General features: G+C 75.0%; 11 protein-coding genes and 1 pseudogene. 6 read left to right on the forward strand and 6 right to left on the reverse strand.

The genetic code is table 11. From position 1 onward, the window contains the following. The first annotated feature begins 137 nt into the window (after positions 1-137). A complete protein-coding gene (locus D3A60_RS01150; RefSeq protein WP_119716886.1) occupies positions 138-1,424 on the forward strand; it encodes a TCR/Tet family MFS transporter in 1,287 nt (428 codons plus the stop codon). A gap of 56 nt (positions 1,425-1,480) precedes the next feature. After that, positions 1,481-2,578 carry a DNA topoisomerase IB gene (locus tag D3A60_RS01155; protein WP_119716887.1) on the forward strand — a complete coding sequence of 366 codons (1,098 nt, stop codon included), beginning with the start codon at positions 1,481-1,483 and terminating at the stop codon, positions 2,576-2,578. Between the two features lie 10 nt (positions 2,579-2,588). On the opposite strand, the gene D3A60_RS01160 is transcribed toward D3A60_RS01155, so the two are convergent. From D3A60_RS01160 to D3A60_RS01185, 6 genes and pseudogenes are all read right to left on the reverse strand, one after another. Beyond that, positions 2,589-3,041, reverse strand: coding sequence for a barstar family protein (locus D3A60_RS01160; protein ID WP_119716888.1), 453 nt, complete (start codon positions 3,039-3,041; stop codon positions 2,589-2,591). After that, the gene (locus D3A60_RS01165) at positions 3,038-3,514 is read right to left on the reverse strand and encodes a guanyl-specific ribonuclease (RefSeq protein WP_119716889.1); all 477 of its coding nucleotides are present in this window, start codon (positions 3,512-3,514) and stop codon (positions 3,038-3,040) included. The genes D3A60_RS01160 and D3A60_RS01165 overlap by 4 nt, the downstream gene beginning before the upstream one ends. 52 nt (positions 3,515-3,566) lie before the next feature. After that, positions 3,567-3,914, reverse strand: coding sequence for an I78 family peptidase inhibitor (locus D3A60_RS01170; protein ID WP_119716890.1), 348 nt, complete (start codon positions 3,912-3,914; stop codon positions 3,567-3,569). Continuing rightward, positions 3,914-4,213 carry an I78 family peptidase inhibitor gene (locus tag D3A60_RS01175; protein WP_119716891.1) on the reverse strand — a complete coding sequence of 100 codons (300 nt, stop codon included), beginning with the start codon at positions 4,211-4,213 and terminating at the stop codon, positions 3,914-3,916. Before D3A60_RS01175 ends, D3A60_RS01170 begins: the two co-directional genes overlap by 1 nt. 91 nt (positions 4,214-4,304) lie before the next feature. Further along, a pseudogene (locus D3A60_RS01180) lies at positions 4,305-5,105 on the reverse strand (ribonuclease H-like domain-containing protein); the annotation flags it as partial. A gap of 128 nt (positions 5,106-5,233) precedes the next feature. Further along, positions 5,234-7,885, reverse strand: coding sequence for a DEAD/DEAH box helicase (locus D3A60_RS01185; RefSeq protein ID WP_119716893.1), 2,652 nt, complete (start codon positions 7,883-7,885; stop codon positions 5,234-5,236). 216 nt (positions 7,886-8,101) lie between these two features. Here D3A60_RS01185 and D3A60_RS01190 point away from each other — a divergent pair, with 216 nt between their 5' ends. The 4 genes from D3A60_RS01190 to ligD all read left to right on the forward strand — a co-directional run. Beyond that, the gene (locus tag D3A60_RS01190) at positions 8,102-10,534 is read left to right on the forward strand and encodes a heavy metal translocating P-type ATPase (protein WP_119716894.1); all 2,433 of its coding nucleotides are present in this window, start codon (positions 8,102-8,104) and stop codon (positions 10,532-10,534) included. Positions 10,535-10,561: 27 nt separating this feature from the next. After that, positions 10,562-11,038, forward strand: a complete 477-nt coding sequence (gene cueR / locus D3A60_RS01195; RefSeq protein ID WP_119716895.1) for a Cu(I)-responsive transcriptional regulator — start codon at positions 10,562-10,564, stop codon at positions 11,036-11,038. A 76-nt stretch (positions 11,039-11,114) separates the two neighbouring features. After that, the gene (gene ku / locus D3A60_RS01200) at positions 11,115-12,044 is read left to right on the forward strand and encodes a non-homologous end joining protein Ku (RefSeq protein ID WP_119716896.1); all 930 of its coding nucleotides are present in this window, start codon (positions 11,115-11,117) and stop codon (positions 12,042-12,044) included. Between the two features lie 71 nt (positions 12,045-12,115). Beyond that, on the forward strand, positions 12,116-13,945 hold a 1,830-nt coding region (gene ligD / locus D3A60_RS01205; protein WP_196778606.1), incomplete at its 3' end, for a non-homologous end-joining DNA ligase.

The raw sequence follows: 13,945 nt of genomic DNA on the forward strand, positions 1-13,945 counted from the left end.
TACGGCGGCGTGCGGGCCGCTCGGGCGGTGCGTGGAGACCGCCGCGAATCGGCGCGCGACCCGCCCGCGCAACGGCTCCGGGCCCCGCGCGACCTTGGCGCTAGACTGCGCGCCTGCCTGTTCCGCGCCGATCCCCCGTGACCGACTCCCCCTCGCCGGCCGCCCCGGCCGCCCCGGCCGCGCCCGGCCCGCGCCGCGCGGCGCTGGTCTTCATCTTCGTTACCGTGCTGATCGACGTGCTGTCGTTCGGCCTGATCATTCCGGTGCTGCCGCACCTGGTCGAACAGTTCGCCGGCGGCGACACCGCGCACGCGGCGTACTGGGTTGGCGCGTTCGGCACCGTGTTCGCGGCGATCCAGTTCCTCTGCTCGCCGATCCAGGGCGCGCTGTCGGACCGCTTCGGCCGGCGCCCGGTGATCCTGCTGTCGTGCCTCGGGCTCGGCCTCGACTTCGTGTTCATGGCGCTGGCGCCGTCGCTGGCGTGGCTCTTCGTCGGCCGGATCATCTCGGCGATGACGTCGGCCAGCTTCAGCACCGCGAACGCGTACATCGCCGACGTGACCCCGCCGGAGCAGCGCGCGAAGAGCTTCGGGATGATCGGCGCGGCCTTCGGGCTGGGCTTCATCGTCGGCCCTCTGATCGGCGGCCAGCTCGGCGCGATCGACCTGCGCCTGCCGTTCTGGTTCGCCGCGGGGCTGGCGCTGCTGAACTTCCTGTACGGCCTGTTCGTGCTGCCCGAGTCGCTGCCGAAAGAGCGACGCAGCGCGCGCTTCGACTGGTCGCACGCGAACCCGGTCGGCTCGCTGCTGCTGCTCAAGCGCTACCCGCAGGTGTTCGGCCTGGCCGCGGTCGTGTTCCTGGCCAACCTCGCGCACTACGTGTACCCGAGCGTGTTCGTGCTGTTCGCCGACTACCGCTACGGCTGGGGCCCCGGCGAGGTCAGCTACGTGCTGGCCCTGGTCGGGGTGTTCAGCGTGATCGTCAACGCACTGCTGGTCGGGCGCGTGGTCAAGGCGCTCGGCGAGCGGCGCACGCTGCTGTTCGGTCTCGGCTGCGGCGTGGTCGGCTTCTTCATCTACGCGCTCGCCGACCGCGGCTGGATGTTCTACGTCGGCCTGCCGATCAGCGCGCTGTGGGCGCTGGCCGCGCCGGCGACGCAGGCGCTGATCACGCGCCAGGTCGGCGCCGACGTGCAGGGCCGCATCCAGGGCGCGCTGATGAGCCTCGTCAGCCTGGCCGGCATCGCCGGGCCGGCGCTGTTCGCCGGCAGCTTCGGCTGGTTCATCCGCGATGCGGCGCCGCTGAAGCTGCCCGGCGCGCCGTTCTTCATCGCCTCGGCGGTGCTGGCCAGCGCGGTGCTGATCGGCTGGCGCTACGCGCGCGCGCCCGCGGCGTCGCCAGCGTCGGCCTCGCAGGCGGCCTGAGCCCGGCCGAGCGCAGCTTGCCGGCGCGTTGACGCGCGCGCCGCGATGCTCGGCGCATGCCTGCCCGCGCCGCGTCCCCGTCCGTCCCCGACGCCAACGCGCACGCCGCCCGGCAGGCGGGCCTGCGCTACGTCAGCGACGCCGACCCCGGGATCACCCGCGTGCGCCGCGGCAAGGGCTTCGGCTACCGCGACGCCGACGGCGCGCCGGTGCGCGACGCCGACACGCTCGCGCGGATCCGCGCGCTGGCGATCCCGCCGGCCTACGTCGACGTGTGGATCTGCGCGCGCGCCGACGGCCACCTGCAGGCGACCGGGCGCGACGCGCGCGGGCGCAAGCAGTACCGCTACCACCGCGACTGGCAGCACGTGCGCGGCGACGGCAAGTTCGAGCGGATCGTCGCGTTCGGCGAATCGCTGCCGCGGCTGCGCCGCACGCTGCGCCGCGACCTGGCGCTGCGCGGGTTCCCGCAGCCGAAGGTGCTGGCGATCGCGGTCGCGGTGATGGCGCAGACGCTGGTGCGGGTCGGCAACGACGCCTACGCGCGCGACAACGGCTCGTTCGGCCTGACCACGCTGCGCAACCGCCACGTCGCGTTCGTGCAGGGCGGGCGGGCGCGGCTGCAGTTCCGCGGCAAGGGCGGGCTGGTGCACGAGCGCGTGCTCGACGACCGCGCGCTGGTGCGGCTGCTGCGCCACTGCCAGCAGCTGCCCGGGCAGGCGCTGTTCCAGTACCGCGACGACGACGGCGCGGTGCAGCCGGTCGACTCCGGCCAGCTCAACGACTACCTGCGCGCGGCGATGGGCGAGGATTTCACCGCCAAGGACTTCCGCACCTGGGGCGGCACGCTCGAGGCGTTCCGCCGCTTCGCCGCGCGCCCGGCGCCGGAGCCCGACGCCTCGCAGACCGCGCGCGACCGCGCGGTGCGCGAGGTGATCGCCGAGGTCGCGCAGACGCTCGGCAACACCGTCGCGGTGTGCCGCAAGGCGTACGTCGACCCGGCAGTGCCGGCCGGCTGGCTCGACGGCTCGCTCGCGCGGGCCGCGGCCGACGCGCGCGGTGCGCGGCAGTGGGAGCAGGCGGCGCTGCGGTTCCTGCGCCGCGCGCACCGGGCGCCGCGCACGCGCGCGCCCGCAGCACCCGCGGCGCGCTGAGCGGCCGCGGTCAATCCCGGTCGTCGTCGGCGTCGACGGCGAGCCGCTCCGGCGGCACCGTCAGCAGCGACCACAGCGCCACGTCGCGGTCGGCCCAGTCGAACGCGGCCTCGTCGAGGATCGCCAGCAGCGTGTCGAACTCGTCCGGCTCGGCGTCGCGCCACGCGTCGGCGTGCTCGAACAGCAGCACCCGACCCGGCGCCGGCGGCGCCCACGACAGGTCGCCGAGCGCGTCGGCGAGCGCGTCCCAGTTGTGGCCGAACCAGTCCGGGAACGCGAGCGCGGCGGCGATCCGCGCCAGCACGTCGGCCTTCGTCGTCGCCCCGGCCAGGTCGACGCGCGCCACGGCGAAGCCGAGCGTGCGCGCGGCGGCGAGCATGCCGTCGCGGTCGTCGTCGCTGACGAAGTACGCGCCGGCGTGACCGGCGTCGGCGAGCTGGGCGGCGAGCTCGGCGGCGCTCATCGCGTCGCCCCCGGCGGATCGAAGCGGCGGAAGCTGCGGTAGTGGTCGGCGGTGTACCAGTACTCGGTCGGCGGGTCGCCGCCGGTCACGATCCTGCGCGCGCCGCGGTCGTCCGACCCGGGCGTGTCGACGGTGTACTCGCGGTAGTAACCGCGCGGCCGCGCCGGCAAACGGCGCTCGCGGTTCTGGAACACGCCGCCGTCCTGGCGGTATTCGAACGGACCGCCGCGCTCGATCGCGGCGAGCACCGGGCCGGCTTCCGGCGGCAGGAAATCCGGTAGCGGCGCGGCGGGGCGCTGCGCCGGGGTCGGCGTCGACGCCGGCAGTTCCACGTCGCGCCCGGCGCCGGGCGCGGTGGCCGGTGCGGGGACGGTGGCGGGGGACGGGGGCGGCGAGCCGTCGCGCAGGCCGTGCGACCAGACCCACAGCCCGACCAGCACGAGCGCGGCGAGCAACCAGTGGTGGCGGCGCATGGCGGCGGCTCCGGGGCGGACGGTGCCGCCAGTCTATGCGCCGCGGCGCGCGTCAGCCGCAGCGCAGGTTGGTGATGACGTTCTTCGCGTCGACGTCGATGTTCAACCGCCCCTCGCGGTACTCCATCGTCACCATCTGGCCGGGCGAGAGCACGCGCGCCATCTGCGCGCCCGCGGCGAGCCGGGCCTGCTCGACGACCTCGGTCGAGGCGACCTGGCCGAGCACGGCGTCGCGGGCGGCGTCGGCGTTGCAGCTCAGGCCGGTGGGCGGGGTCGGGTCGGCCATGGGCGGGGTGCTCGTGGTGCAGGCGGAGAAGGCGATCGCGATCGCCGCGACCAGCCCGCTGGCGCGCAGGCCGCGCGGCAGCAGCCCGCGCGGGGCACGGTGCAGGCGGCGCATCAGCCGCAACGCGCGGTGGTTATCGCGCCCCGGTCGTTGGTGATCAGGTTCAGGCGGTCCGGACGGAAGTCCATCGTCGCTGCGTCATTCGGGCCGAGCACGCGCACCGTGGCGCTGCCCGAGCCGACCCGCGCGCGCTCGACCACGTCCGGCGACGGCGCCATGCCGATCGCGCTGCGCGCGCCGTCGGCGTTGCACACGCCCGACACCGGCGGCGGTCCACCGGCCGGCGGCATCGGCGCGCAGGCGGTCAGGGCAGTCAGCGCCGCGAGCGTCGCGGCAAGGGTCAGGGGGCGCATGGTCGGACTCCGGTGGACGGATGGCGGCACCGTCGCCCGGGCCGCGTGTGCGCCGCGTATACGCAGACCCGCCGCGCCCCGGCGCCCGGCCTCAGGCCTCGGCCAGTCGCAGCAGCAGCCGCGCCAGCGTGATCACGTCCTGGCGGTTGTGGGCCAGCACGCGGCGCAGGTTGCGCGCGCTGCCGCCGCGCAGGTAGGCCAGCCACGCGGCCGGCGCTTCCGACCCGGGCAGGTCGTCCTCGCGCACGATGCGCAGCAGTTCGCGCTCGACCGTCGCCAGCCGGCAGTTCTCCCAGACCCCGCGGTAGCGGCGCCGGGTCGGGAACAGCAGGTCGACGTGGTCGAGCGGCGCGACCGGGCACGGCTGCCGCGCCAGCCGGTAGCGGGTCTTCAGCAGCGGCGCGTCGTAGCAGCGGCCGTTGTAGCTCGACAGCACGGTGCCGGGGCGCAGCCAGCCGGCGAACGTGCGCAGCATCGCGTCCTCGGCGGCGAGCGTGGCGATCGTCAGCTGGCGCACGCGCAGCCCGCCGTCGTGCCAGTCGGCCGCGCCGACCATGAACGCGCGCGTGCCGGTGCCGCCGGCCAGCCCGGTGGTCTCGGTGTCGAAGAACAGCAGCGCGTGCGGGTCGACGGCGTCGTCGCGCCGGGCGAACGCGAGCGGCACCGGCGCGTCCGGCGGCGGCAGCGGCACGCGCTCCTCGACGTAGAACAGGCCCGGCGCGATCTCCTCGCCGGGCACGTGGCGGTCGACCGGGCCGTGCGGTCGCAGCGCCACCGCCGGGCGCTCGCGCACGCCGAGCAGCCGCCGCAGCGCCTCGATCGACGTCGCCGCGCGCGGCGCGGGCGTGGTGATCGGGGGCGTGCGCACCTCCAGCGCGGCAGGCGGCGGTGCGGTCGGGTCGCCCGCGCACGGCGACTCGACGATTGCCGGATGTACGGCCACGGCCACGGGTGCAGCAGGCGGCGGCGCGTGCCCGCCGGCCTCGCGCTTCAGCGCGCGCAGCCGCTCGAGGGTGACGCTCACGGCGCGACCGCGTGGCGCAGCGACTCCGGCCGCAGTTCGGCATCGGCCAGCAGCGCGAGCACGCGCCGCGCCAGCGCCTTCGGCGTCGCGTCGCCGTCGTGCTCGTCGGCGGCCAGCACCGGGCCGACGCAGGCCGGGCAGCCGGCGCGGCAGTCGCAGCGCGCGACCAGCTCGACCGCGCGCTGCACCAGCTCGGCCTGGCGCAGCCACAGCGGCTCGCTGAGGCCGACGCCGCCGGGGAAGTTGTCGTACAGGTACACGGTCGGCACGAACTGGCGACCCTGGTCGAGCTCCACCGCATCGGCGCCGGCAGTGGCCAGCGCGCGCCCGTCGAGCCCGCGCAGCTGGCCGCGGCCGCCGGCGTCGGGCGTCGCGAACCACGCGCCGTCGCCGTTGCCGACCGCCTTCTGCAGGTCGCGTGCGTCGGCCATCACCGCGACGGTGGCGACCACGTGCAGCGCGTACGCCGCGCCGAGGAACCCGTCGAGCGCCTCCTGCCGGCTGGCGAACCACGCCAGCAGCGTCGCGTGCGGCAGCTGCCACCACAGCGCGGTGGTGTGCAGCTCCTGGTCGGGCAGCGTGACCGGCCCGTAGCCGATGTTCTCGTGGGTGTAGTAGCGGATCTTCTTGTAGCCGGCGACGCGGCGGACCACGTGCACCTCGCCGTGGTGGCAGTCGCCGCGCCCGGCGGCGCCGCCGTCGAAGCGTTCGAGCACCTTCAGCTGGGTGTAGTCGATCGAGTCTGTGTAGTAGTCGACGAAGGTGCGCGTGACGTAGGCCTTGCGACCCTCCCAGTCGAGCCGCTCGACCTGGTACGGGGTGCTCTGGACCATGTGGATCGCGCCCTCGTATAGGGTCAGCGCGGCGGCCGAGTAGTCGACCTCGGCGATGATCTGCTGGCGTCCGTCGGTGCGGTCGACGACGACGAAGTTGCCGTCGGCGACCGAGCGCAGCGACACCGCGTTGGCCGGGTAGCTGTCGGCGATCCACTCCCAGCGCTCGCCCTCGCGGTGCACGACGCCGGTTTCGGCCAGCGCCTCCAGGTACACCGACGGCTCGATCGGGCCGAACATCTCCGCGACGCGGAACGGCAGCTCGAACGCGGCGCAGCGGATGTGGTCGAACAGGATCAGCGGCTGGTCCGGCGCGATCCGCGCGTGCTCCGGCGGCGCGCCGGCGAAGAACTCCGGGTGCCGCACCACGTACTGGTCGAGCGGCTGCGAGCTGGCCACCAGCACGCCGAGGCTGGGCTGCTGGCGCCGCCCGGCGCGGCCGAAGCGCTGCCACGTCGCCGCGACCGAGCCCGGGTAGCCGTTGAGCACGACCACGTCGAGCGCGCCGATGTCGACGCCGAGCTCCAGCGCCGAGGTGCTGACGATGCCGTCGATGCGGCCGGCGCGCATGTCGCGCTCGGCGGCGCGGCGCTCGGTCGGCAGGTAGCCGCCGCGGTACGCGCGGATGCGCGGCGGCTTGCGCGGGTCGGCGTCGAACACGTCCTTGAGGTACTTGGTCAGCACCTCGACCATCAGCCGCGACTGCGCGAACACCAGCGTCTTCAGCCCGGCCTTCACCGCGATCCGGGCGATGCGGTTGCTCTGCGAGCGCGCCGACGCGCGCAGGCCGAGGTCGGGATTGACCACCGGCGGGTTCCACAGCAGCACGTGCTTGTCGCCGGTCGGCGCGCCCGACTCGGTGATCGCGTGGACGCCGTCCTCGATCAGCGCCTGCGCGTGCTCGCGCGGGTTGCCGATCGTCGCCGAGCACAGGATGAACTGCGGGCGCACGCCGTAGAACGCGCAGATGCGCTTGAGCCGGCGCAGCACGTTGGTGACGTGGCTGCCGAACACGCCGCGGTAGGTGTGGACCTCGTCGATGACGACGTAGCGCAGGTTCTCGAAGAACTGCGCCCACTTGGTGTGGTGCGGCAGGATCGCCTGGTGGAGCATGTCCGGGTTCGACACCACGATGTCGCCGTGCTGGCGGATCGCCAGCCGCGCGTCGCCGGGGGTGTCGCCGTCGAAGGTGAAGGCCTTCAGGCCGAGGTCGCCGGCGCGGCTGAGCTCGAGCAGCTCGGCGACCTGGTCCTGCGCCAGCGCCTTGGTCGGGAACAGGTACAGCGCCTTGTGGCCGCCGCGCGCGGACGCACCGGCGTGGCCGGCCACGTCGAGGTCGCTGGCGGCCGGTCCGGTGCCGGACGCCTCGTCGACGCGATGCACATCGGCCAGCGGCGCGCGCGCCGCATCGCGCCGGGCCAGCGCCGCGGCGATCACCGGCAGCGTGTAGCACAGTGACTTGCCGGACGCGGTCGGCGTGACGATGGCCAGGTGCTCGCCGCGCTGCGCGGCTTGCCACGCCTGCGCCTGGTGCGCGTACAGCCGGTCGATGCCGCGCGCGCGCAGCGCCGCGGCCAGCGCCGGCGGCAGGTCGTCGGGCAGCGCGGCATAGTCTCCGGCGCGGCCGGGGATCGTGAAGTGGCCGGTGATGCGGTCGCCGTAGCGCCGCGCCAGCCGCGCACCAAGCTGCGCGCCGTCGGCGCGGTCGCGCACCGGCGCCAGCGAGGTGCTGCTTTCGGTCGCCGGCACGGCCTCGGCGCCGGCGCCGTCGTCGATCGCGCCGTGGGTGACGGGTACCAGCGCATGCTCGTTCATGGCGCGTCCTCCTGGGGGGCGCCAGTGGACTGCCGCGGCGTCTCACGCGGTGAGACCGGCGCGGTGCGGCGCGCGACGCCCGCGGCGCCGCGATCACCCGGGCACGGCGCCCGCCGGTCCACGCTCGCGGCGTGGACGCGGCTTGAGCGGGCGGCTTGACCTTCCCATGATGGGAAGGCGGACGCTACCCGCCTGTCCCGCACCCGGTCCCCCGCCATGAACGCTGTCGCCGCCCCCGCCCCGACCCGCCGCTTCGCGATCACCGGCATGACCTGCGCGTCGTGCGCCAGCCGCGTCGAGCGCGCGCTGCGCGCGGTGCCCGGCGTCAGCGACGCCAGCGTCAACCTCGCCACCGAGCGCGCCGACGTCGTCGCCGGGCCCGAGGTGACCAGCGCCGCGCTGGTCGCCGCGGTCGCCGGCGCCGGATACGGCGTCGCGCTGCGCACGGTCGACCTCGCGCTGTCCGGGATGAGCTGCGCGTCGTGCGTCGCCCGCATCGAGCGTGCGCTGGCCGCAGTGCCCGGCGTGGTCGAGGCCAGCGTCAACCTGGCGACCGAGCGCGCGCGCGTGCAGGTCGGCGACGACGTCGACGATGCCGCGCTGGTCGCCGCGGTGGCTGCCGCCGGCTATGCCGCGACGGTCGCCGGCGACGCCGCCACGCCGTCGACCGCGCAGCGCGACGGCCCGTCGTCGTCGGCGGCGCCGCGCGCCTCGCGCGAGGCCCGGCACCTGCTGATCGCCGCGGCGCTGTCGCTGCCGCTGGCGCTGCCGATGATCGGGCTGCTGTTCGGCGCGCACTGGATGCTGCCGGGCTGGCTGCAGCTGCTGCTGGCCACGCCGGTGCAGTTCTGGCTCGGCGCGCGCTTCTACCGCGCCGCGTGGGGCGCGCTGAAGGCGCGCACCGGCAACATGGACCTGCTGATCGCGCTCGGCACCAGCGCCGCGTACGGCCTGAGTGTCTATCACCTGCTGGTGCCGCCGCCGCACCACGGCGCCGCGCCGCTGTACTTCGAGGCGTCGGCGATCGTCATCACCCTGATCCTGATGGGCAAGTGGCTCGAGGCGCGCGCCAAGCGCCAGACCACCGCGGCGATCCGCGCGCTGCAGGCGCTGCGCCCGAGCGTCGCGCGCGTGCGCCGCGACAGCGTCGAGGTCGAGGTGCCGGTCGCGCAGGTTGCGGTCGGCGACGTCGTCGTCGTGCGCCCGGGGGAACGCTACCCGGTCGACGGCGAGCTGCTCGAGGGCCGCACCCACGCCGACGAATCGCTGATCACCGGCGAATCGCTGCCGGTCGCCAAGCAGGTCGGCGATCGCGTCACCGGCGGCGCGGTCAACGGCGAGGGCGCGGTCGCGGTGCGCACCGTCGCGGTCGGCGCCGAGAGCGCGCTGGCGCGGATCATCCGTCTGGTCGAGGACGCGCAGGCGAAGAAGGCGCCGATCCAGCGCGTCGTCGACCGGGTCAGCGCGGTGTTCGTGCCGGTGGTGGTCGCGATCGCACTGGTCACCGCGCTCGGCTGGGGCCTGGCGACCGGGGACTGGAACGCGGCGATCCTCAACGCGGTCGCGGTGCTGGTGATCGCGTGCCCGTGCGCGCTCGGGCTGGCCACGCCGACCGCGATCATGGCCGGCACCGGCGTCGCGGCGCAGGCCGGGATCCTGATCAAGGACGCCGAGGCGCTGGAGACCGCGCACCGCATCGCCACCGTCGCGTTCGACAAGACCGGCACGCTGACCGAGGGCCGGCCGCGGCTGGCCGAGCGCATCGCCGCCGACGGCGACGACCGCGCGCTGCTGGCGCGGGCCGCGGCGCTGCAGCGCGGCAGCGAGCACCCGCTGGCGCGCGCCGTGGTCGCCGCGGCCGACGCCGACGGGATCGCGGCCACCGCCGCGCGCGACGTGCAGGCGGTGTCCGGGCTCGGCGTGCGCGGGACGGTCGACGGCCGCGCGCTGCTGCTCGGCAGCGGCCGGATGATGCGCGAGGCCGGCGTCGACCTCGCCGCATTCGACGCGCGCGCCGAGGTGCTGGCCGCGTCCGGCCACACCGTGTCGTGGCTGGCCGAGCGCGGCGAACCCGCGGCCGGCGCGCGCCTGCTCGGCCTGCTGTCGTTCCGCGACCAGCCGCGGGCCGACGCGCGCGAGGCGGTCGCGCGGCTGCACGCGATGGGCGTGCGCACGGTGATGATCTCCGGCGACAACCGCGGCGCCGCCGGCGCGGTCGGCGCCGCGCTCGGCATCGACGCGGTGCGCGCCGAGGTGCTGCCCGGCGACAAGGCCGACGCGATCCGCGCGCTGGCCGCCGACGGCGTCGTGGCGATGGTCGGCGACGGCATCAACGACGCGCCGGCACTGGCCGCGGCCGACGTCGGCATCGCGATGGGCAGCGGCACCGACGTGGCGATGCACGCCGCCGGCATCACCCTGATGCGGCCCGAGCCCGGGCTGGTCGCCGACGCGATCGACGTGTCGCGCCGGACCACGCGCAAGATCCACCAGAACCTGTTCTGGGCGTTCGTCTACAACGTCGTCGGCATCCCGCTGGCGGCGTTCGGCCTGCTCGACCCGGTCGTCGCCGGCGCGGCGATGGCGTTGAGCTCGGTCAGCGTCGTCGCCAACACCCTGCTGCTGCGCACCTGGCACGCGCGCAGCTGACCCACCGTCCACCCGGAGCCAAACGCCATGCCCCGCAGCGACCGCACCCCGCGACCCGAACTGGCCGACGCGCGCGCCGACGGCCTGCACGAGATCGGCGCGTCCGCCGCGCTCAGCGGCGTCAGCGCCAAGATGATCCGCCACTACGAGGCGATCGGGCTGGTGCCGCCGGCGGCGCGCACGTTCGCCGGCTACCGGCTGTACGCCGATGCCGACGTGCACCGGCTGCGCTTCATCCGCCGCGCGCGCGGGCTGGGTTTCTCGATCAAGCAGATCGAGGCGCTGCTCGGGCTGTGGAACGACCGGTCGCGGGCCAGCGCCGACGTCAAGCGGCTCGCGCTCGCGCACGCGGCCGAGCTCGAAGCGCGGATCGCCGAGATGCAGGCGATGCAGCGCACGCTGCACGACCTCGCCCGCCGCTGCCACGGCGACGGCCGCCCGGAGTGCCCGATCCTCGACGGGCTCGACGGGCTCGACGGGCTCGACGGCGCGCAACCTGGCTGACCGGGCCCCCGGCGTTCACCGCCCGGCGACGGCGCCGGTCGGACAGTCGGGGACCCCCGCCTGTGGACGCGTCGCCATGGCCCGCCCGATCTGGACCGGAACGCTGTCGTTCGGCCTGCTCAACATCCCGGTCAAGCTGATGTCCGGCGAGCGCCGCGTCGACCTGCAGCTGCGCATGCTCGACAGCCGCGACAACGCGCCGATCCGCTACGAGCGCGTCAACGCCGAGACCGGCGAGGAAGTGCCGTGGAAGGAGATCGTCAAGGCCTACGAGTACGACAAGGGCAGCTACGTCGTGCTCGAGGAGGCCGACATCGCCGCCGCCGCGCCCGACCACAAGGAGTCGGTCGACATCGACGCGTTCGTCGACGCCGCGTCGATCGGCCCGGAGTTCTATGAGAAACCGTACGTGCTCGAGCCCGGCAAGAAGGCCGAGAAGGGCTACGTGCTGCTGCGCGAAGTGCTGAAGAAGACCAAGAAGGTCGGCATCGGCCGCGTGGTGATCCGCACCCGCGAGTACCTGGCCGCGGTGGTGCCGAAGGACGACGCGCTGCTGCTGCTGATCCTGCGCTTCGCCCAGGAGATCATCGACCCGGCCGACTACAAGCTGCCCGAGGGCAACCTGGCGAAGTGGAAGATCAGCCCGCGCGAGGTCGAGATGGCGCAGCAGCTGATCGATTCGATGGCGTCGAAGTGGGCGCCCGACACCTACAAGGACGACTTCCGCGACCGCCTGCACAAGGTCATCGAGCAGCGGGTCAAGACCAAGGAGGTCGTGCGCGCGCCGGTCGACGAGGACGCGCTGCCGGAGAACGCCGCGACCAACGTCATCGACTTCGCCGAGCTGCTGCGCCGCAGCCTCGAGAAGAAGGGCGGTGCGGCGCCGGCGAAGAAGGCTGCGGCCAAGGCGGCCGCGAAGGCCAGCAAGTCGCCGGCGAAGAAGGCGGCCAAGGCCCCGGCAAAGAAGTCGGCCGCCAAGAGCAAGCCCGCGCGGAAGGCGGGGTGATGCGCGGCGCGGGCGCCGACGTCCCCGGTCGCGCGGCGCCATTGCGCTTCGCCGGCGCGTAGGACGCGGCGATGGCGCTCGAGGAATACCGCCGCAAGCGACGCTTCGACCGCACCCCCGAGCCCGGCGACGACGCCCGCCCGCGCGCGCGCCGCGGCCGCCGCGAGCCGATGTTCGTCATCCAGCTGCACCACGCGCGCGCGCGCCACTACGACTTCCGGCTCGAGGTCGACGGGGTGCTGAAGAGCTGGGCGGTGCCGAAGGGGCCGTCGCTGCGCGCCGGCGAGAAGCGGCTGGCGGTCGAGGTCGAGGACCACCCGATCGCCTACGCCGAGTTCGAGGGTGACATCCCTGCGGGCCAGTACGGTGCCGGCCACGTCGACCGCTTCGACCGCGGCACCTGGTTCACCGACGGCGACGCGCTCGCGCAGATCGCCGCCGGCCGGCTCGACTTCACGCTCGACGGCGAACGGCTGCGCGGCCGCTTCACCCTGGTGCGCACCGGCAAGCCGGCGCGCCAGCCGCAATGGCTGCTGATGAAGCGCAGCGACGAGCACGTGCGCGACATCGACGCCGATGGACTGCTCGATGCGCCGTTGGATGCGCCCGTCGCCAAGCGCGCGGCGGCGCGCGCGCGAACGACGGCCGTTGCGGCGCAGTCGACTGCGGCAGGCCAGCGCGCGACCGCGAAGACGCGGTCTGCGGCATCGGCGTCGACGAAAGCGGCGACGAGGACGAGAAAGACCGCGTCAGCCGAGCCGTCACCGACGACACCGCGACCCACCAAGCGCGCCGCCGCCCGGCCCGCGCGCGGCGCCGGCTGGCGCGCGCGCGCGCTGGCCGTCGCCGGCAAGGGCGCGCTGGCGCCGCTGCCCGACGACGTCGAGCTGGCGCTGACCACGCTGCGCGAGCAGCCGCCGCCGGGCGACGGCTGGCAGCACGAGGTCAAGTGGGACGGCTACCGCGTGCTGGCGACCATCGCGCGCGGCAAGGCGCGGCTGCGCTCGCGCAACGGGCTCGACTGGAGCGGCGACTTTCCCGCGGTGAGCGCCGCGCTGGCGGCGCTCGGGCCGTCGACGCTGGTGCTCGACGGCGAGCTCGTCGCACTCGATCGCCACGGCCGCAGCGACTTCGCCGCGCTGCAGAAGGCGATCAAGGGCGGCCGCGTCGACGCGCTGCGGCTGGTCGCGTTCGACCTGCTGTACGTCGACGGCGTCGACCTGCGCGACGCGCCGCTGCGCGAGCGCCAGGCGCTGCTGCGCGACGTGCTCGACGCCGCGCCGTCGCCGGCGCTGGCGTTCAGCGAGCCGGTCGCCGGCAGCGGGCGCGATGCGTTCGAGGCGGCGGTCGCGGCCGGGCTCGAAGGCATCGTCAGCAAGCGCGTCGACGCGCCGTACCGCGGCGGCCGCAGCGGCCACTGGATCAAGGTCAAGCACGCGGCCAGCGAGGACTTCGTCGTGGTGGGCTACACCGCGCCGAAGGGCAGCCGCGGCAGCTTCGGCTCGCTGCTGCTGGCCACGCGCGAGGCCGGCGGCTGGCGCTACGCCGGCCGCGTCGGCAGCGGCTTCGACGACGCGACGTTGCGTTCGCTCGGCCAGCGCCTGCGCGCGCTGCACACCGACGCGCCGGCCGTCGCGCTGCCGGCACACGTGCCGTTCGCCGCGCGCAGCGTGCACTGGGTGACGCCGCGGCTGGTGGTCGAGGTCAACCTGCGCGGGCGCGGCAGCGAGGGCCTGGTGCGTCAGGCCAGCTTCGCCCGCGTGCGCGACGACAAACCGCTGCGCGACGTGGAGCCCGACATGCCGACCAAACCTGCGAAGCGCGCCGCGAAGGCCGCGCCGGCGACGAAAGCGACGAAAGCGACGAAAGCGACGAAAGCGACGAAAGCGACGAAAGCGACG

Source organism: Cognatilysobacter tabacisoli, assembly GCF_003586305.1.
GTDB classification, from domain to species: domain Bacteria; phylum Pseudomonadota; class Gammaproteobacteria; order Xanthomonadales; family Xanthomonadaceae; genus Cognatilysobacter_A; species Cognatilysobacter_A tabacisoli.